The organism is Arthrobacter sp. B2I5 (assembly GCF_030816735.1).
GTDB lineage: Bacteria > Actinomycetota > Actinomycetes > Actinomycetales > Micrococcaceae > Arthrobacter.
Genome location: NZ_JAUSYF010000001.1, coordinates 4,068,591 through 4,086,859 on the forward strand (window position 1 = coordinate 4,068,591; position 18,269 = coordinate 4,086,859).

18 protein-coding genes are annotated in these 18,269 nt (G+C 67.0%); 6 read left to right on the forward strand and 12 right to left on the reverse strand.

Features of this window, described 5'->3' with window-relative positions; all coding sequences use genetic code 11:
- Positions 1 to 41 precede the first annotated feature (41 nt).
- From QFZ60_RS18850 to QFZ60_RS18865, 4 genes are all read right to left on the reverse strand, one after another.
- Positions 42 to 1,049: an ABC transporter ATP-binding protein gene (locus QFZ60_RS18850; protein ID WP_307092470.1), complete on the reverse strand. Its 1,008-nt coding sequence runs from the start codon at positions 1,047 to 1,049 to the stop codon at positions 42 to 44.
- Positions 1,046 to 3,175, reverse strand: coding sequence for a dipeptide/oligopeptide/nickel ABC transporter permease/ATP-binding protein (locus tag QFZ60_RS18855; RefSeq protein WP_307092471.1), 2,130 nt, complete (start codon positions 3,173 to 3,175; stop codon positions 1,046 to 1,048). The genes QFZ60_RS18850 and QFZ60_RS18855 overlap by 4 nt, the downstream gene beginning before the upstream one ends.
- Complete coding sequence (locus QFZ60_RS18860) at positions 3,172 to 4,125, reverse strand: ABC transporter permease (protein WP_307092473.1); 954 nt, start codon at positions 4,123 to 4,125, stop codon at positions 3,172 to 3,174. Before QFZ60_RS18860 ends, QFZ60_RS18855 begins: the two co-directional genes overlap by 4 nt.
- A gap of 64 nt (positions 4,126 to 4,189) precedes the next feature.
- Positions 4,190 to 5,746: an ABC transporter substrate-binding protein gene (locus QFZ60_RS18865; RefSeq protein WP_307092475.1), complete on the reverse strand. Its 1,557-nt coding sequence runs from the start codon at positions 5,744 to 5,746 to the stop codon at positions 4,190 to 4,192.
- Positions 5,747 to 5,966: 220 nt separating this feature from the next.
- On the opposite strand from QFZ60_RS18865, the gene QFZ60_RS18870 reads away from it, so the two are divergent.
- From QFZ60_RS18870 to QFZ60_RS18880, 3 genes are all read left to right on the forward strand, one after another.
- The gene (locus QFZ60_RS18870; RefSeq protein ID WP_307092476.1) at positions 5,967 to 6,872 is read left to right on the forward strand and encodes a family 1 glycosylhydrolase; all 906 of its coding nucleotides are present in this window, start codon (positions 5,967 to 5,969) and stop codon (positions 6,870 to 6,872) included.
- Positions 6,865 to 7,227, forward strand: a complete 363-nt coding sequence (locus QFZ60_RS18875; RefSeq protein WP_307092478.1) for a family 1 glycosylhydrolase — start codon at positions 6,865 to 6,867, stop codon at positions 7,225 to 7,227. The genes QFZ60_RS18870 and QFZ60_RS18875 overlap by 8 nt, the downstream gene beginning before the upstream one ends.
- A gap of 167 nt (positions 7,228 to 7,394) precedes the next feature.
- Positions 7,395 to 8,306 carry an isoprenylcysteine carboxylmethyltransferase family protein gene (locus QFZ60_RS18880; protein WP_307093385.1) on the forward strand — a complete coding sequence of 304 codons (912 nt, stop codon included), beginning with the start codon at positions 7,395 to 7,397 and terminating at the stop codon, positions 8,304 to 8,306.
- Here the strand turns inward: QFZ60_RS18880 and QFZ60_RS18885 are convergent.
- Positions 8,303 to 8,740 (reverse strand): universal stress protein, encoded by a 438-nt coding sequence (locus tag QFZ60_RS18885; RefSeq protein WP_307092479.1) that lies wholly within the window; start codon positions 8,738 to 8,740, stop codon positions 8,303 to 8,305. The two genes, QFZ60_RS18880 and QFZ60_RS18885, sit on opposite strands and share 4 nt — an antisense overlap.
- 199 nt (positions 8,741 to 8,939) lie before the next feature.
- Between QFZ60_RS18885 and QFZ60_RS18890 the strand changes: the two genes are divergently transcribed.
- Positions 8,940 to 9,260 carry a hypothetical protein gene (locus tag QFZ60_RS18890; protein WP_307092481.1) on the forward strand — a complete coding sequence of 107 codons (321 nt, stop codon included), beginning with the start codon at positions 8,940 to 8,942 and terminating at the stop codon, positions 9,258 to 9,260.
- Here QFZ60_RS18890 and QFZ60_RS18895 read toward each other — a convergent pair.
- Positions 9,245 to 9,997 carry a GAF and ANTAR domain-containing protein gene (locus tag QFZ60_RS18895; protein WP_307092483.1) on the reverse strand — a complete coding sequence of 251 codons (753 nt, stop codon included), beginning with the start codon at positions 9,995 to 9,997 and terminating at the stop codon, positions 9,245 to 9,247. The two genes, QFZ60_RS18890 and QFZ60_RS18895, sit on opposite strands and share 16 nt — an antisense overlap.
- A 103-nt stretch (positions 9,998 to 10,100) precedes the next feature.
- Here QFZ60_RS18895 and QFZ60_RS18900 point away from each other — a divergent pair, with 103 nt between their 5' ends.
- Positions 10,101 to 11,645: a carboxylesterase/lipase family protein gene (locus tag QFZ60_RS18900; RefSeq protein ID WP_307092485.1), complete on the forward strand. Its 1,545-nt coding sequence runs from the start codon at positions 10,101 to 10,103 to the stop codon at positions 11,643 to 11,645.
- Here the strand turns inward: QFZ60_RS18900 and QFZ60_RS18905 are convergent.
- From QFZ60_RS18905 to QFZ60_RS18915, 3 genes are all read right to left on the reverse strand, one after another.
- Entirely contained in the window at positions 11,623 to 12,063 is a 441-nt protein-coding gene (locus QFZ60_RS18905; protein ID WP_056337739.1) for an SRPBCC family protein, read from the reverse strand. The genes QFZ60_RS18900 and QFZ60_RS18905 overlap by 23 nt on opposite strands.
- 106 nt (positions 12,064 to 12,169) lie before the next feature.
- Positions 12,170 to 13,810: an amidohydrolase gene (locus tag QFZ60_RS18910; protein ID WP_307092486.1), complete on the reverse strand. Its 1,641-nt coding sequence runs from the start codon at positions 13,808 to 13,810 to the stop codon at positions 12,170 to 12,172.
- Positions 13,800 to 15,254, reverse strand: coding sequence for an APC family permease (locus QFZ60_RS18915; protein ID WP_307092487.1), 1,455 nt, complete (start codon positions 15,252 to 15,254; stop codon positions 13,800 to 13,802). The genes QFZ60_RS18910 and QFZ60_RS18915 overlap by 11 nt, the downstream gene beginning before the upstream one ends.
- 153 nt (positions 15,255 to 15,407) lie before the next feature.
- On the opposite strand from QFZ60_RS18915, the gene QFZ60_RS18920 reads away from it, so the two are divergent.
- On the forward strand, positions 15,408 to 16,016 hold the full coding sequence (locus QFZ60_RS18920; protein ID WP_307092489.1) for a TetR/AcrR family transcriptional regulator: 609 nt from the start codon (positions 15,408 to 15,410) through the stop codon (positions 16,014 to 16,016).
- A 13-nt stretch (positions 16,017 to 16,029) separates the two neighbouring features.
- Here the strand turns inward: QFZ60_RS18920 and QFZ60_RS18925 are convergent, their stop codons facing one another.
- The 3 genes from QFZ60_RS18925 to QFZ60_RS18935 all read right to left on the reverse strand — a co-directional run bounded on the left by QFZ60_RS18925 (position 16,030) and on the right by QFZ60_RS18935 (position 18,144).
- Positions 16,030 to 16,317 (reverse strand): hypothetical protein, encoded by a 288-nt coding sequence (locus tag QFZ60_RS18925; RefSeq protein ID WP_307092491.1) that lies wholly within the window; start codon positions 16,315 to 16,317, stop codon positions 16,030 to 16,032.
- 107 nt (positions 16,318 to 16,424) lie between these two features.
- Positions 16,425 to 17,198 carry an SDR family NAD(P)-dependent oxidoreductase gene (locus QFZ60_RS18930; protein WP_307092493.1) on the reverse strand — a complete coding sequence of 258 codons (774 nt, stop codon included), beginning with the start codon at positions 17,196 to 17,198 and terminating at the stop codon, positions 16,425 to 16,427.
- 121 nt (positions 17,199 to 17,319) lie between these two features.
- Positions 17,320 to 18,144 (reverse strand): sugar phosphate isomerase/epimerase, encoded by an 825-nt coding sequence (locus QFZ60_RS18935; RefSeq protein ID WP_307093386.1) that lies wholly within the window; start codon positions 18,142 to 18,144, stop codon positions 17,320 to 17,322.
- Between the last annotated feature and the right edge of the window lie 125 nt (positions 18,145 to 18,269).

The window sequence follows — 18,269 nt, forward strand, 5'->3', positions numbered from 1 at the left end:
CGTTCTGCAGGAAGGCTGGTAAGGCAGTTGGTGGACGCTTGTCAGGCGTAGTGGCAGGCGACGTCGGCAGCGCCCACCCGCCGGAGGGCGGGCCGCTCGGTGGCGCACAGGTCTGTGGCCAGGGGGCAGCGGAGCCGGAAGGGGCAGCCGCCGGGCCCGGGGACCGCGGCCGCTCCGGTGCGCACGCCCAGCGATTCGCGGGCTTCGCGGCGTTCCGCCTGTTCCGCCGGGCGGGGCACCGGGGATGCTGCCACGAGGGCCTGCGTGAAGGGGTGCTTCGGGTTTTCGGTGACCGCGGCGGCCGGTCCGCTTTCCATGACCTGCCCGCGGTAGAGCACCACCACGCGCTGGGCCAGGAACTGGACCACGGCGATGTCGTGGGCAATGAACAGGTAACTGAGGCCCCGTTCGTCGCGGAGGTCGGCCAGGAGGTTGAGCACCTGCGCCTGGGTGGAGAGGTCCAGGGCGCTGACGGCTTCGTCGCAGACCACCAGCTGGGGGTCGCAGATCAGGGCGCGGGCCACGGAGATGCGCTGGCGCTGCCCGCCGGAGAACTGGCTGGGGTACCGGTCCACGGCCTCGCGGGGCAGGCCAACCCGTTCCAGCATGTCCTCTGCCTTAATGCGCGCCTCCGCCGCGGACATCCCGCGGAGGCGCAGCGGCTCGGCCAGGGACGTGCCAATGGTGTTGCGCGGGTTCAGGGAGGAATTGGGGTCCTGGAAGACGGCCCGCAGTTCCCCGCCCAGGGCGCGCCGCTCGGCCGCGCCGGCTGAGGTGATGTCCTTGCCCTGGTAGGTGATGGACCCGCCGGAGACCTTCTGCAGGCCAAGGATGGCCTTGCCGATGGTGGACTTTCCGGAACCGGACTCCCCCACCAGGCCCACCGTCTCACCAGGGGAAATGCTGAAGCTGACGCGGTCGACGGCGGCAGGTGCGGCGGCTGCCGTCCGGCCGCGGCCGTAGCGGACCACCAGGTCCGTGACCTCAAGGATGGGGGCGGCGGCGGAGGGCGGCGTGGAACCGCGGTGTTCGGTGACTGCGGTGCTCATGCCCGGTCCTTTTCAATGATGGTGTTCAGAGTGCGCAGGTTCTGCTTGGGAGTGACCTGCAGGGCGCGGGAGGCAGGCACGTCCGTGGCCAGCCAGTCCATTCCCTCGACGGCCAGCTGGTCCGCCTTGACGCACCGCACCAGCCCTTCACCGGTGCCCGAGGGCAGCAGCGGGACCGGTTCCATGCAGGCGGAGCCGGCGAACTGGCACCGGGCGGCGAAACGGCAGCCGGCGGGCCAGTCCTTGGGCTGCGGCACTTGCCCGCTGATGGTGGCGAGCCGCTCGGGCATGTCGTCCGCATGGTTGGCGTGCGGGTCGGCGGCCAGGAGGGCCAGGGTGTAGGGGTGGCGTGGGTGGTCCAGAACGGCCTGGGTCTTGCCGTTCTCCACCACCTGGCCTGCGTACATCACGGCCACCTGGTCGCAGATGTCCGCCACCACTCCAAGGTCGTGGGTAACCATCACCACGGACATGCCGGTGTCCTTCACCAGGGTCCGGAGCAGGGACAGGATCTCAGCCTGGACCGTGACGTCCAGGGCGGTGGTGGGTTCGTCCGCCACCAGCAGCCTGGGCTGCCCGGAGAGCGCCAGGGCAATGGCCACGCGCTGGGCCATGCCGCCGCTGATCTGGTGCGGGTAGGTCTTCAGGATCCGGGCGGCGTCCACGATGCCCACCTTTTCCAGCAGGCTTTGCGCCTCCTTGCGCGCCTCGGCCCGGTTCATGCCGCGGAGCCGGCGGATGGTGGCGGTGAGTTGGTAGCCCACGGTGAACATCGGGTCCAGGGCGCGCATGGGTTCCTGGCTGATCAGGGCGATCTCGCGGCCGCGGACGGCTTCCATGTCCCTGTCCGCCACCGCGGCCAGGTTCCTGCCGTTCCAGAGGATCTGGCCGCCGGTGACGCTGACGCCGGAGGGAAGCAGGCCCAACAGGGACAGGGCGGTCATGGTCTTGCCGCAGCCGGACTCCCCCACCAGGCCCAGGACGGTGCCGGGCTGGACGTCGAAGGAGACGTCGGTGACCAGGCGGACGCCGGTGCCAGTCCCGGAACTGTCGACGCCGACCGAGAGGTTCCGGACGCTGAGCGTCCCTTTTGCCGCGGTGTCGCTGGGCGTACGGTCCTGGGAGGCAGCAGCGGGCGCTGCGGCGGCGATGGCGGCGACGGCTTTAGTGCGCTGCCGGCGTGCGGCGGCGGAGGGCAGGTGCGGGGCGGCGGCATTGGGTGCCTTGCCCAGGGCGTTGCCGATGGCGTTGGCGGACAGGACGGTCAGCGCCAGCACGGCACCGGTGGGCACCATCATCCAGGGGGCGTCATAGACGTGCTGGGAGGCGCCCTGGATCATGCCGCCCCAGCTGGGCTGCGGGATGGGCGGGCCGAATCCGATGAATGCCAGGCCGGCCTGGATGAGCATGCCCACCGCGAAGATCAGCGCTGCCTGGACCACGATGGTGTTGGCAAGCCCGGGCAGGACGTGGCGGAGGCTGATCTGCAGCGGGCCGACGCCGTCCACCTTGGCTGCATCAACATAGAGCTGGGACTGCAGGGACTTGGCCTGCCCCAGGATCACCCGGTAGATGCCGGCGGACATCAGGATGCCCAGGATGGCCATGACCACCGGGATGTTGGTTCCCACGGCGCCGATGACCGCCAGGATGATCACGGTTCCCGGCAGGGACATCATGATTTCGGTGAGCCTGCTGATCACGGCTTCCGCGTGTTCCCCGGCACCGGCGGCAAGCATGGCCAGGATGGTGCCGAGTCCGACGCCGACAATCACCGTGAGCATCGACGTCCCCAGGGTGCCGGCTGCGGCAGCGAAGATGCGGCTGAGGATGTCGCGTCCCAGTTCGTCGGTGCCCAGCCAGTGGGCGGCGGTGGGGCCGGAGAGGACTGCAGTGAAATCCTGGTCCTCGGTCTTGAACGGCAGCCAGAGCGGCGCGGTCAGCGATGCGGTGACGAGCACCGCAAGCCACGCGAGTCCGGCCACGGCTCCCGGTGAGGTGAACAGCCGGTGCCGGGAAAATTTGGTGAGCGCCGCCCTGCCGGCGTTGCGCGCGGGCGTTCCTGCCGGCGTCGTACTTCCTGCCTGGTCCGCGTCCGCGGGGGCCGGGGCAACTGTTGGGATCATGAGGCACGCAACTTCGGGTCGAGGAACTTGGTGGCCAGCTCCAGCACCAGGTTGACGGCGACCACCACCACGGTGGCGATCACCACCACGCCCTGGACGGCGGGGGCGTCATGGGTGCTGACGGAGGTCTGGACGGCCTGGCCCAGTCCGGGCATGGCGAACAGCTGCTCAGCGATGACTGAACCGCCGAACAGGCCGATGAACTGCAGGGCGATGCCGGCCACGATGGGCAGGCTGGCGTAGCGCAGGGCGTGGACGTAAAGGATTTTCCAGGTGGGGGTGGCCGTGGCGCGCAGCGTGCGGATGTGTTCCTGCTGCAGCGCCTCGAGCATGGAGGCCCTGGTCTGGCGGGCGATGAAGGCCGCGCCGCCCACGGCGAGGGTGATCACCGGCAGCGCCAGGGACAGGGCCCAGTCCTGCGGTGAGACCTCGAACGGCACGTAGCCGGTGGCCGGGAAGATGGAGGACTGGACGGCGAACAGGTACACGAAGATCACGCCCACCCAGAACGCCGGCAGGGCAACGAGGAGGCCCACGAAGCCGCCGATCACCTGGTCCAGCAGGCCGCCGCGGACGGCGGCGGTGACGCCCAGGGCGATGCCCAAGACCGCGCTGAGGACGGTGGCTCCGGCGGCAAGTGAGGCTGTGACCGGCAGGCGGCTGGCAAGGTCGGTGCTGACGGAGCGGCCATCGATGAGCGAGATGCCCAGGTCGCCCTGGACCGCTGAACCGAGCCAGCTGAAGAACTGGGTGAACAGCGGATCGTTCCAGCCCAGCCTCTGGTTGACCTCGTCGATGGCTTCCTGGGAGGCGCCGGCGCCGAGGGAAACGGCCCCCGGGCTGCCCGGCATTGCGTGCACCAGCAGGAATGCCAGCACCGCAACCACCAGCACGGTGGCCAGCGCCATCAGCAGGCGCTTAGTGATGAATAGTGCCATGGTGACCTCCATCGGTCAGGCACCTTTCCGGCGGGCCCTCCTGTTTGGGGAGGGCCCGCCGGGACGGTGCGTGGTGTTAGCTGGCCGGCGTGTAGGACGACAGGAGCGGGTAGGCGTTGGTGCCGGCGAACTTCACCTGGGCCACCTTCTTGGTGTTGTAGCCCTGGTTGGTCAGCGCCTCGTAGAGCGGGATCATCCAGCCGGACTCCACCAGGCGGGTGTTCAGCTTGGTGGCGGCTGCCTTGACGGCGGCGTCGTCCTTCGCGGCGGCCAGCTCGCCGGTGGCGGCGCTCAGCTGGTCGTCGGTGGCCTTCTGGACGTTCGTGAAGCCGTTCAGGATGGCCCCGTACATCACGCCAACCGGGTTGTCCCAGTTCAGCGGCGCGTAACCCAGCGGCGTGGTGGCGACGGCGGCGAACGCTTCGTCGGTGGAGGCGGCCATCTTGACGTTCATGGTGATGCCGACGGCGGCGAGGTCCTTCTGGACGGCCTGCAGGTCCGTTTGGGTCTGGGCGCCGGCGATGATGGTGAATTCAAACCCGTTCGGGTAGCCTGCCTCCGCGAGCAGGCTCTTGGCCTTCTCCGGGCTGTAGGCAAACTTGGTTTCCAGGTCCTTGGTGAAGCCCGCCGAATCCTTGGGCAGCGCGTTCCAGGCGGGGATGTCACCCTTGTGCAGGGCGTCCACCAGGGCCTGGCGGTTGATGGCGTACTGGATGGCCTGACGGACCTTTTCCTGGCCGAACGCCGGCGCGGTCTTGCCGGTCTTGTCGAAGGAGATCATGGTGTTGACGGTTCCGCCGATCTGGGTGACACCGACGCCCTTGGACTTGGCGAAGTCAACGGTGTTCGAAGTCAGCATGGCAACGTCGGCCTGGCCGGAGACCAGGGCGTTGGCCCGGGCCTGGGGATCCAGGACAACGCTGAACACAACCTTCTTGAAGGCGTATTTGGCAGCGTCCGGGCTCTTGTCGTTCTTGACCAGGACGTATTTGTTGCCCTTCACGGTGGAGGGATCAAGGGTGTAGGGTCCGGATCCGTCGGGGGTGGCGGCCAGGGTTGAAGTGTCGGTGACGCCGTTCTTGCCCACGATCATGCCTGTGGTGGAGGCCAGGTTCTTCTCGAATCCGGGCTGCGGCTTGGCGAAGGTCAGTGCCACCTGGGTGGGGCTGACAACGTCCACTGACGTGATTTCCTGCGCACCGCCCTTGGCCACGGCCGAGTAGGCGCTCAGGGCAGGATCGGAGCGGCGGTCCAGGTTGGCCTTGACCAGGTCGGCGTCGAGCTTGGAGCCGTCGGTGAATGTCACGCCGTCCTTCAGGGTCAGCGTCAGGACGGTGTTGTCAGCGTTGTAGGTGAACTCCTTGGCCAGGCCAGGGCCGGCGGAGCCATCCGGCTGCAGCGTCATCAGGCTGTCGTAGAGGCCCTCGAAGAACTGGCGCTGCGCTGCGGAGACGCGCAGCGGGTCGAAGCCGAAGGAGGCCGAGTCGCTGTCGATGGCCAGGGTCAGGCTGCTGGTGTCGGCCTTGGCGGCTGCCTGGCTGGATCCGCCGCCGCAGGCGGCCAGGGAGCCCACCAACAGGGCACCGGTCAGGACGGCAGCGCTGCCGCGTGCGGTGGTGGTCAGAAGTTTCATGTGGTGCGCCTTCGCATTCTTCTATGACTGCAACGGAAAGAAAAACAGGGGGGCCGGAAGTGCCCGGCTCCCTTCCAGAATCGGCCGGGGCCACCTGCACCAAACATGACAATGTCATTGATTGAAAAAGTATTGTGGCGGCGGTCACGCGGGCCGACAGGATGGATGCAGGGCAGCGAAGCCTGGGACGCCCTCACGCGTCCATCACGAAAGGAACCCCATGACCAACCCGTTCCCCCGCGACTTCCTTTGGGGCGTGGCCACCGCAGGCCACCAGGTGGAAGGCAACAACGTCAACAGCGATACCTGGTTCCTGGAGCACCTGCCCGGAACCATCTTCGCGGAGCCGTCCGGCGATGCCGTGGACCACTACCACCGCTACCGGGAGGACATCGCCCTGATCGCCGGCCTGGGTTTCACCAGCTACCGCTTCTCCATTGAATGGGCCCGGATTGAGCCGGAGAAAGGCCACTTCTCGGTGGCGGAACTGGACCACTACAAGCGGGTGCTGGAGGCATGCCACGAACACGGCCTTACCCCGGTGGTCACCTTCCACCACTTCACCTCACCGCGCTGGCTGCTTCAGGCCGGTGGCTGGGAAGGCCAGGAGACCCCTGACCTCTTCGCACGCTACTGTGACCGGGTGATGGCGCACCTGGGTGACCTGATCGGCGTCGCCTGCACCCTGAACGAACCCAACCTTCCCTGGCTGCTGGAGTCCTTCGGAATCGGCGCGGAAGCACCCGGGAACCGCGGTTCGGTGCCCATGTGGGCTGCCGCCGCGGAACGCCTTGGCGTCGACGCCAGCACTGTCGCCCCCTTCCAGTTCTGTTCCTCGGAGGCAGGGTTCCAGGTGAAGGTTGCGGCACACCGGGCTGCCACGGCAGCCATCAAGGCGCACCGCCCCGACCTCCAGGTGGGCTGGACGCTGGCAAATTCGGACATCCAGGCCATCGCCGGCGGTGAGGAAATTGCCGATCGCGTGCGCCGCGACGTCAACGAACGCTTCCTGGAAGCTTCCCGCGGCGACGACTTCGTGGGCATCCAGACCTACGGGCGCACCGTGTACGGCCCGGACGGCCATGCGCCGGCACCGGAGGGCGTGCCCATTAAACCAGATGGGTGAGGAGATCTACCCGCAGGCGCTGGAAGCGACCATCCGCGAGGCGCACCGGATCGCCGGCATCCCCGTCATGGTCACCGAAAACGGCCTTGCCACCGAGGATGACACCCAGCGGGTGGACTACCTGAAGGCAGCGGTCGACGGCGTTGCCTCCTGCCTTGCCGACGGCATCGACGTGCGGGGGTACATCGCCTGGACGGCGTTCGACAACTTCGAGTGGATCTTCGGCTACCGGCCCAGGTTCGGCCTGATCGCCGTCGACCGCTCCACCCATGAGCGGACCCCGAAGGAGAGCGCACGCTGGCTGGGCAGCCTGGCACGGCAACAGAGTCTGGCGGAAGCGCCGCAGCCCGCCTAGGAACCAGTCAATGGCCCGGACTTCCCTGCGGAGTCCGGGCCACTGACGGTTTACGGGGACCGGGACCGCATTGGCTAGGCTGGGACGCGCCGCAACCTTTCGCGGCACCAGAAGATTCGGGGGGATCTGTGCCGCGCCTGTTCACTTGGAGCTTGGTGCAGTGGGGAATGGCCTACTTTGCCGTGCAGGCGGTCACCGGCTGCCTTTGGTGGATCGCCGTCTTCCTCTCGCCGCCGGTACGCCGGGCCACGCTCGGGGATCTGGACCCCCTCCTCGTTGCCGCCTTCGACATACCCCTGTTTGTCATGGCCTCGGCCGCCGCAGCCGCCTTCGGCCGGACCTCCTTCGGCAACATTGCCGCCGTCGTTAGCGCCGGCTGGACTGTTGCCGTTGCCGTCGCGCTGGCAACCTACGCAACCGTCACAACCCAAGCGGGGCTGGGCGTACTGGCGATGGGAGCCGCGGCGGCGGGTTCCGTTGCCGCGCTCTGCGTCCTCTTGCTGGGGCGCATACCCACAGAGTGGATCATCCGGGGTCCCTTCGCTTTCCGGCCGGCCCGCAGCCACCGAAGCCCAGGATTCCACATGGCCGCGACGTTCGGGCAGCTCATCGTCTTTTGGGGCGTCTTCCTGGGGTTGGTTCCGCCCTGCCTGGCCTTCCTCGAACAGCGTTGGGGCCTCGCCCTTGAGCTTCCCCCGGTTGCGGTACCCGCGGGTATCGCCATCCTTGTCCTGGCCAGCGCGCTGGGGATCTGGTCGGCGGCAGTGATGTCAACGCTGGGTGATGGGACGCCGCTGCCCTCCGCGATGCCCAACCGGCTGGTCATCGCCGGGCCCTACCGCTGGATCCGCAATCCCATGGCTGTGGCGGGCATTACCCAGGGAGCCGCCGTGGGCCTGATCCTGCAGTCGTGGCTCGTCGTCGGCTACGCGGTCCTCGGCTCACTGGTATGGAACTACGCCGTACGGCCCCTCGAGGAAGCAGACCTGTCGGAGCGGTTCGGCGACGACTTCCAGCAATACCGGCGGACGGTCCGTTGTTGGGTCCCCAGAGTTCCCGGAACCCGCCGGATGGCCTAGTCGGCGGCAGGTTCGCGGATCACCAGCACCGGGCAGTGCGCGTGGTGGATGGTCTGGTGGGAGACGGAACCGAGGAGCATTCCGGTGAATCCGCCATGGCCGCGCGAGCCGACTGCCACCAGGTCCGCGTCGCGGGAAGCGTCAATGAGTGCGGCCGCCGGGTTGCCCTCCACGATCTTTCCCGTGATGGGAACGCCCTGGTCCTTGACGCGTTCCAGCTCCGCCTCAAGGATGGCCTGCGCGTCCTTTTGGAAGATCTCGTAGTCCCAGGCGGTGCCCTGTGCATCACTGACGTAGGGAAAGCTCCAGGCCGTCACCGCCTGGACCGCGCCCTTGCGGAGCCTGGACTCCTCGATCGCCCAGTCCATGGCCGCCCGGGACTGTTCGGAACCGTCCACGCCCACCACAATCCTGAAGCTTCCGTTACTGGCCACGGTATTCCTTTTCCTATTGCGTCAAGCCGCCTGCTCCAAACACTTCAGTGGACCTCCTCCAGGAGGTGTAAGCCTAGGGGCGAAGGTCCCCGGCCGGCATCCGCCATTCCCGTCGGAAATTTTTCGAATCTCTGCCCATCCACGGTGCCGGAGGTTCCGAACCCCCACCGTAGTAGTGCAAGCAAGGCAAGGACGGGCAATGGATGCCGTGGACCAGCAGGCCCTCACCGGTGCTGTCATCAAGGAGTGCCGGCTGGACCTGGCACAGCTGTGGCTGGAGTTCGTTGGGCTGGGCGGGGACGCCTCGGAACACCTCATCCGGGAGTACAGCGCGGGCCAGGCCCACCTTTCAGCCAAGGAACGTGACGCGCTGTCGCTGGCTGTCAATGAACATTGTACGGCGGACGGCCTGCGGCTGCGGGCTCCCCTCAGCACTTCTGCACTTTCCACACCGCAGCCGGAACGGCATGACCCGAAGCAAAAGGACCCGGAGCGGAAAGATCCTTACTCGTCGAAGTAAGTGAAGGTGTCCGATGCTCCGGCTACTGATGCCACAACGGCTGCCGCAACGTCCCGGAGTTTCATGTTCCTGGTGCTTGAGGCATCCCGCAGCAACTTGAACGCCGTTGCCTGGCTGCAGCGGTTCTGCGCCATGATGGCACCAGTTGCCAGGTCGATCACCGTGCGTGTCTGCATGGCGGCGCTCATGCCGTCCCTGGTCTCTTCCAGCTTCAGCATCCGCAGGGCAAGACCCAGGCCCTTGGAAGCCTGCCGGACGAACGCTTCGGCGGCACCGATACCCTGGCTGCCAAAGGTGAGGGGCTGCGAGCAGTGGAACGTGAGGACGCCCTGCGAATCCCCCTCCAGCGACGCCGGGATGCTCAGCACCGAGCGGAAACCCTGCCGCTGGACGGCCTGGACGTATTCCGGCCAACGCTCTTCCCGCCGCAGGTCCGGAACCAGCACTGTCTTTGCCGTCCGCATGGCCGTGGTGCCCGGACCATCGCCGTGCTTCAACTCCAGCTGCGACATGAGCGGTGAACTGCAGCTGCTGCCGGCGCTCGCCGCAGGTTTCTTGGGCCGCAGCACCACGATCTCGCACGAGCATATGTGCCCCTGCCCGCCGATCCTGGCCGCCGCGTAGGCCGCGAGGTCCTGGAGGAAAGCCTCTACCTCGGGGTTCTGCAGGAATGACTCCTGGATATGCAGGGCAACGTCTGCGAAGTCCTCGTTTTCAGGGACGCCGGCGTTGAGCACGCGTCTTACCTCCCGGGCATTAGTTAAAAGCCACACCACTGTGGCCGCCCACTGCCGAACGGTGATGCCAGCCTACCTGCGACCCTGTCGTAACCTGTCAACCATGACGCGCCTCTCCACCCCGGGCGGATCCGTCCGCGGCAGTTCCGTCGAGACTGCCGGGACCACCATCAAGCGGTTCCTTGGCATCCCTTACGCGGCACCGCCGTCGGGAGCCAACCGCTTCCGACCGCCGGTGCCGGTGCCGCCCTGGACCGGCGTGCTCAATTGCACCGTCCCCGGCCCGGCCGTGCCCCAAAACCCCGAATCCCACGCACCCCCCGGTTCCATGCCGCGCTCCTGGAGCGAAGAGGGCTGCCTCAACCTGAACGTCTGGACGCCCGGGACGGAGGGGCCGGCCAGGCCGGTGATGGTATGGATCCATGGCGGCGCCTACCTTATGGGCGCCAACAGTGATGCCATGTACGACGGCGCCCGGCTCGCCGCTGCGGCGGGCGTGGTGCTGGTGTCCGTCAATTACCGCCTGGGCGCGCTGGGTTTCCTGCACCTGGCGGACCTGCTGGGGGCGGATTACGGGGACTCGTCCAACCTTGCCCTGCTGGACCAGCTGGAGGCGCTGCGCTGGGTCCGCCGCAACATCGGCGCCTTCGGCGGTGACCCCCACAACGTGACCCTCTTCGGTGAGTCCGCCGGCGCCGCAGCCATCGGCACCCTGCTGGGCATGCCGTCGTCGGAAGGGCTCTTCCGGCGGGCCATCATGCAAAGCGGGACGGCCGAACGTTACCGCCGGCCGGAGGAGTCTGCGCGGATCACGGCCGCATTCCTTGAACTGTGCGGCTTGGATAGCTCCTCAGCAAAGGAGCTGCTGACCCTGCCGGTGGAGCGGCTGCTGGAAGCCCAAGCCGCGCTGGAACAGCGTGCCGCGGCGGAATCCTTCGCGGTTCCGCTGCCGTTCCAGCCCACGGTGGGCACGCCGTCGCTGCCGGTGCCACCGCTGGACGCCGTTCGCAACGGGACCAACAGCGGGGTTGACCTGCTGATCGGCACCAACCTGAACGAGGGCTCATTCGCCGTCAAAATGCGCCCGGCCTCCGCAGCTGACCCGGACTATCCTGCGCGCGCCGCCGCGGTGCTGTCCGGCGCAGGGGTCCCGCCTGAAGTCGCCCCGGGCTATACGGAGGCACTCACCCGGCTGCTGGGCACGGCACCGGCAGGCAAGGAACTGCTGGAAGCGGCCATTGCGGATTCCCTCTACCGCCAGCCCAGCAACCGACTGCTGGCCGCCCGCCGGCAGGCTGCCGGCGGAAAGAACTTCGCGTACCTGTTCACGTGGCGCAGCCCGGCGATGGGCGGGAAGCTGGGGGCCTGCCACGCGCTGGACATCCCTTTCGTCTTCCGGCACCTGGACACACCGGAAGCGGCCTTCCTGACCCGGGGCAAGGCGCCCCAGCCGCTCAGCGATGCCATGAGCCGGGCGTGGGCGGCGTTCGCAGGCACGGGAACCCCTGGCACGGAACACCTCGCGTGGCCGGAGTACGGACCCCAGCGCACCACCATGGTGCTCGACGGCGAGTCCCGGCTGGAAGCCGACCCCCGGCAGGAGGTCCGGGAGTTCTTCGAAGCCGTCAGGCTGCTGCCAGCGAGTTAAGCGTGTCGCGGATCCCGTTCAGTGCCGGATCCCGGAGCGACATGAAGGCAGGTTTCAGCAGCGGCTGGATGATCTTGGCCGGCCCGTTGATGCTGAACTCGGCCGTGTACTTGACCACCGAGCCGGTCCCGTTAGGGCTCACGTCGATGGAATCGAAGGCCGTCACGGTCTTGTTCTCGCCGCGCAGCTTGATGTGGTTGTCCGTCAGCTCGATGACCTCGTAGACCAGGGTCTGGCGCTTTCCCCGGAACTCGGACTCGGCATGGTACTTGTGCCCCACGGCCACCGGCCCCGGGGTGAGCTTGTCCATGACGGGGGTGTTGGGGTCCCACTTGCTGGTGTTCTCGAACTCACTCATGAAGGCAAAGGCCTTCTCCGCGGACAGGTTGGTTTCCACACTTCCGGTGACTGTGATCATCACCCCAGTCTAGGAGTAGCCTGCAGCTGGGCGGCAGCCATTTTGAAGCACAGTTTCCCACCCAGCTCCTGGGAACAGGGGGCGGGCGCCGTACTGCAGTGCCGCCTTACCCGTCCACTCCGACGGCGAGATGCTGGAACCGGCCCTCCACCACAGTGGCCAGCACGTGCCCCGCCGCCAGGTCATCCGGGGCCGCAGCCAGCGGGTCGACGTCGAAAACGGTGAAATCAGCGCGTTTGCCAACAGATATCGAACCCGCGGCCGCCCACTCCCCTGCGGCTTTGGCGGCGTGGGAGGTATAGCCTTCCAGCGCCTGGCGGGCGCTGAGTGCCTGGGACGGGCCAATCGGCTGTTCCTGCGGATGGCCGGACCGCCGTCGCAGCTGCGCGTCCGCGAGGATTGGCAGGGGTTCGAACGGGGCCACCGGCCAGTCGGAGCCCAGCGCGAGCGTTACGCCTGCGGACCGAAGGTCGGCCGACCGCCATCCGCGGTCCGCCCGTTCTTTCCCCAACCGGGTTGACCAGTTGTCAGTCTGGTCCGCGCGGGAGTAGTGGGTGCAGTGGCTGGGCTGCATGCTGGCGATCAGGCCGGACCTGGCGAACCTCTCGACCAGTTCGTCCGGAACCGTTTCGATGTGCTCGATCCGGTGCGGCGCCCGGGGCAGGTCCGCCGGGAGGTCCTCGAAAGCCGCCAGCACGGCCGCTACCCCCGCGTCACCGATGGCATGGGTGGCCGTGGGAATGCCCCGGCCGGCGAAGAACCTGATGGCGCGGTTGTACTCCTCCGGGCTGGGCCAGAACGGGGCGATGGACTGGCCATGGCTGTCGGGTTCGAAAAGCCATGCGGTGCCGTTGTCCACCGTGCCGTCAACAAACAGCTTGATCCCGGCCACTTCCCACCGGGCGCCCCGCGCCGTCGCCACCTGGGCGGCCAGCCGTTGCCACTCGGCCTCGTCGCTGCCCGGCATGCACCAGGGCGAAACCCGCACGCGCAGTGGAAGCCCGTGACCGGCGCCGGCGAGGTCCTGTTCCAGGGCGGCGAGGAGCTCGAGGGTTCCTTCCCCGCAGTCCATGACATGGATGCCCGTCAGTCCCGCCCGGGAGTACGACTCAAAGAGCTCCCCCAGCCGCCGTTTCCGTTCCTGGAAGGTTTCCTGTGGCATGTGCTTCAGGACAAGGTCCAGGGCTGCCGCCTCGAGCAGGAGGCCGGTGGGCCTGCCGTTTCCGTCGCACACCACCTCAGCAGCCTGGTCGAAGTGCTGCGGCCCGGTGATTCCGGCGACCCCGAGCGCGGCGGTGCTGGCCAGGGCGGAATGGGCATCGAACAGGCGGATCAGGGCCGGCCGGCCGGTTACGACGTCGTCGATCAGCTCCCGGTGCACCGGCGCAGAGCCGAAAGCGTTGGGATCCAGCCCCCACCCCCGGACCCATTCCCCGGCTGGGGTTGATTCCGCTTCCGCCCGGAGGAGGGCCCGGACGGCGGCGAGGTCGGTAATGCCCGAGAGGTCGCAGCCGCGTGTCATGTCCAGGCCCATGACGGGATGGACATGGCAGTCCACCAGGCCGGGGGTGAGGACCGCATCACCGAAATCGAGGACCTCGGCCGGACCCCAGGACTGGGCGTCCTGACGGGTTCCGATTGCCTGGATCCGCCCATTTTGGACGGCTACAGCCTCTGGGGCAGGGCTGCCGGGTTCCCCGTCAAGTGTGTGCACCGTGCCGGCGAGGATGATCAGGTCAGGATTCATGTTCTTCAAAGCTTCCAATTCGAGCGAAGGTGGCAGGACGACGGCGGCGCACCCACCGGGCGGCCAGCAGTCCCGCGGCGAACACCACCGGTGTGACCAGGATCAGGACCGTGTTGGTCACGGGATCCGCGGCTGTGAGGAGTTCAATGTTCAGCGCGATGAGCAGGACCACGCCGAAGAGCAGGATGGCCGAGACAAGGCTGAGTGGTGCCAGCAGCTTGTTGGCAGCAGCGGGGTTGCGGCGGAGGTAGAGGAACGCGGCCACGGAGACCAGGCCCTGCAGACCCACGATTCCGAAGATACCCGGAGTGTTAACCCAGATCAGGAGCTGCTGGTAGGGGTCCGCGTTGACGATGGCGCAGATGGTGATGACCACGGCGGCAAGCAGGGTCTGCAGCTGGCCCGCACGGTGCGGGGACCGGAAGCGGTGGTGCGTACGGCCAAGGAATGCCGGCAGCACACCGTCCTTCGCGAGCATGTAGACGTACCGGTTGATGGCGTTGTGGAAGGCCAGCTGTGACGCGTAGACGCTGGTCACGATCAGCACATACATGGCGGTTTCGGCCCAGGGACCCACGTACTGGCCAATGGTCTGGAAGAACATTCCGCCGGACAGTTCGCCAGCGGCTTCAACCACCTGGTCGTCACCGAAGGCCTGGATGACGGTCCAGACAATGAAGGCATAGAAGACCGACATGAACGCCACCGCGATGTACATGGCCCGCGGGACGGATTTGTCCGGGTTGCGGGCTTCGGAGCGGTAAAGCACCGTGGATTCGAAGCCCATGAAGGCGGCGAAGCAGATGCCCAGGATCGCCAGGACACCGGGCCCCAAGGCCTGCCCGGGGTTGAGGGACTCCATGCTGATGCCGTGCGCGCCTCCACTGCCCAGGATGCCCACCCCCATCACGGCGAGGATGCCGGTCTCCGCGACCAGGAGCACGCCGAGAACTTTGGCGCCGACGTCGATCCCCCGGTATCCAAGGAACCAGACGGCCACGACGGCGGCCAGGGCTATGGCGGGCCAGGGAGCGTCCAGGCCAAAGAGGACTCGCAGCATGTCATATGTCTGGACCGCGAAAAGTCCGTAGACGCCGATCTGGAGGCAGTTGTAGGAGACGATCGCCAGGATGGCGGACGCCAGCCCCACGGTTTTCCCCAGGGAAATGGAGATGTAGGTGTAGAAGCCGCCGGAGGCTTTGACGTGGCGTGTCATGGCCATGAATCCGATGGCGAAGAGGGTCAGCACGAAGCCCGCCAGGAGGTAGCCGGCCGGGGCGCCGATGCCCGCGACTCCGATCGCCACCGGGGCAACGCCTGCCATCACTGTCAGGGGCGCGGCCGCCGAGATCACCAGGAAGGCGATGCCTCCGGTGCCGAGGGCGTTGCGTTTGAGCGCACCGTCTGCGGACGGCGTCTTTGGTCTGGTCTTGGTCTCAGGCACAGCTTGGTCCTTTCCTGGAGCCCACTTAAACGAAAGGCTTTCGTTTAGTATGAAACCAAGTGGTCCAGAGCACAACAGTTTTTTGGAAACGGGGAATTTATGTCATGCCGCTAGGCTGGATCCGATGTCCGAGCGCTGCAGTCAGGAGAACCGATGGGCCGCCCGCCCCTCCCGTTGATTTCCGTGGAGGCCCTGACGATGGCCGCGCTGGAACTGGTCGATGAGACCGGGGATTTCAGCTTCCCCAAGCTGGCCCGGAAGATCGGCGTCAGCCAGTCCTCGATCTACAACCACGTCAGTGGGCGGGACGAGATCCTGGAGCTGCTGAGGCACCGGATCATCACCGAGGAGCCGTACCCTCCCGTGGTCCACCAGGACTGGGAAGCTGCCCTACGGGTCCTTATCCGCGCCTACCGGGACGCCTTTGCGCGGCATCCGCGGCTGGCGCCACTCCTGGTGCTGCAGTCCATCACCGACCCCGCGGTCATTGGGCTGTATGAGGACCTGGCGCTTGCGTTGGAGGCCGCCGGATTCCGGGGCAGGGATGTGGTGTCGGCCATTTCCACGATCGATAGCTTTGCGCTGGGCGCGGCACTGGACCTGGCTGCACCTGAGGTTGTCTGGGATCCGCCGGCCGAAGGCTATCCCACGCTGAAGCGCGCGGTCAGCCATGCCGGCCCGTCAACGGAACGCGGGAGCCATGCCTTCGAGTTCGGGCTGGACGTCATCATAGGAGGCCTGCGGGCCCGGCTGGCAGGCTGAACCCGGAAACAATTCAAGGGCGGTGGCGCGGCCTCGCGGCCGGCTGCGGGACCTGCAGCTGGGCGGCAGCCATTTTGAAGCACAGTTTCCCGCCCAGCTCCTGCGGCCGGATCCATGCCTCGTAGCCTTCTGCGGCGGTAAACAATGCCCTTCCGGCTTCGGTGTCCGCCGCGAGCCACAGGACCGCTGGATCCCGCATGGCGTCGTCCACCACGCCGGTCCGGACAACCTGGAAGTCTTTCCGGATCTCCACGGGAACCCCGATCAGGCGGCTCCATTCACGGGAGGGGTACGGCTTCATGGTGAGCACCTGGCAGTCATTGGACAGGGTCGGACACTCCGCGGAGAAGGAATCGTGGGCGGCGAGGCGACAACGAGCAGTAGCCCCATCATTTGTGGCGGGGGCTGCTAGTGGATGTGGCTGCCGCCGTTGATGTCGATGGTGGTGCCGGTGAGGTAGGCGGAGTCCTCGGAGGACAGGAAGGTGATTACGGAGGCCACTTCCTCCGTGGTGGCGTTGCGGCCCAGCGGGATGCCGGCGTTGATGGCGGCCTCCTGCTCCTCGGTGCTGCCCACGCGGATGTTGGTGTCCACGGCGCCGGGGGTGATGGCGTTGACGGTGACACCCGTGGTGCCGAGCTCGCGGGCCAGGGCCTTGGTGAAGCCGAGGATGGCTGCCTTGGCGGCGGAGTAGGGAACCTTGCCGAAGACGCCGCCGCCGCGCTGTGCGGACACGGAGGACATGTTCACAATGCGGCCCCAGCCGTTTTCGATCATGTCCGGCAGGAAGGCCTTGGTCACCAGGTAGGTGCCGGTGGCGTTGACGTCCATGACCTTGTGCCACAGCTCAAGGGTGGTTTCCAGGAACGGAACCGGGGAGGTGATGCCGGCGATGTTGGCCAGGGCCCCGACGGGCGGGAGGTTGCCGGCTGCCACCTCAGCGGCGACGGCGGCCTGGGCGGCGATCACGGACGCTTCGTTGGCGACGTCGATCTCGTGGCCGAAGGCGGGGACGTTGAACTCGTTGCCGATTTCGGCCGCTACCTTGGCTGACTTCTCGCCGTCGAGGTCCAGGATGACGATGCCCCAGCCTTCACGGGCGTAGCGGCGGGCGGTGGTGATGCCGATTCCGCGCTCCGAGGTGGCTCCGGTGAGGACTGCGGTGCGGTGGATGGTGGTCATGATGGTGCTCCTTGAATTGTGCGCGTGGATCGATTGTTTGGGTGGATCGATTGCTCCGTATCTGTCGTTCTGGACGTTCAAAACGGCAGATACGGAGCAATCGATGGTGGTTTGTGTCTGTTCAGATGAGGTCGGTGATGAAGCTCGCCGCCTTTGCGGCGGCGGCCGGGCGTTCGTCGTTGGTGACGTCCCGGGTTTCCAGTTCCAGGGAAAAGTGGCCCGTGTAGCCGTCGGCGACAAGCCGCTTCAGGCCACCGGCGAAGTCGGCATCGCCGTTGCCGATGCTGAGGTTGATGTTCCCCGGTACGGCGTCGCGCAGGTGGACGTGGCTGATGCGGCCGCGGTGCCGGTCCAGGTAGGCCCCAACGTCCTCGCCGGACGCCACAATGTGGCTGAAGTCCATGACGATTCCAACGCCGGCCCCCGCCAGCCGGTCGGCAAGCATCCCCGCGCGCTCCAGGTCCCAGCAGAACCGCAGGAAGTGCAGGGATTCGGTCCAAAGTTCGACGCCGAATTCGGCGGCGCGCCGGCCGGCACCTTTCAGCTGCGCGGCAATGAGGTCCAGGTCTTCCTCGACGCTGCGTACCGGGGTGTGGTCCAGGGCACCGCAGGGCAGCACCAGGGCCTTGGCTCCGATATTGGCGGTGAGGGTGAGCAGGGCGTCGAGATGGCGCTGCCTGGCGGCCTCGCCCTCGGCATCCAGCACCGCGTTCAGGTCCCCGATGTCGCCGTTTACGGACCGGACCTGCAGGCCGGAGGCCACAACCTCAGCGGACACAGCGTTGACGGCTGCTTCTGTCAGTTCATACGGAACGTGGTCGCACACTCCGGGCAGCGCACCGAGGTCGATCTCCTCGAAGCCCAGCCCCTTCATGGTGCGCAGGGCGGCGCCCAGGTCCTGGTGCCGGAAGCTGATGGATGAGCACCCAAGTCTGGAATGGAACATCATTGATCCTCTGGTTCGTGCCGAGCAGTAGTGATGGGGACCACAGTAGTCTCGTTAACTGTCAACAGTCAACTCCAAAAGTCGACTGTTGACAGTGAAAATGATCTGGGTCACACTGGTTCCTA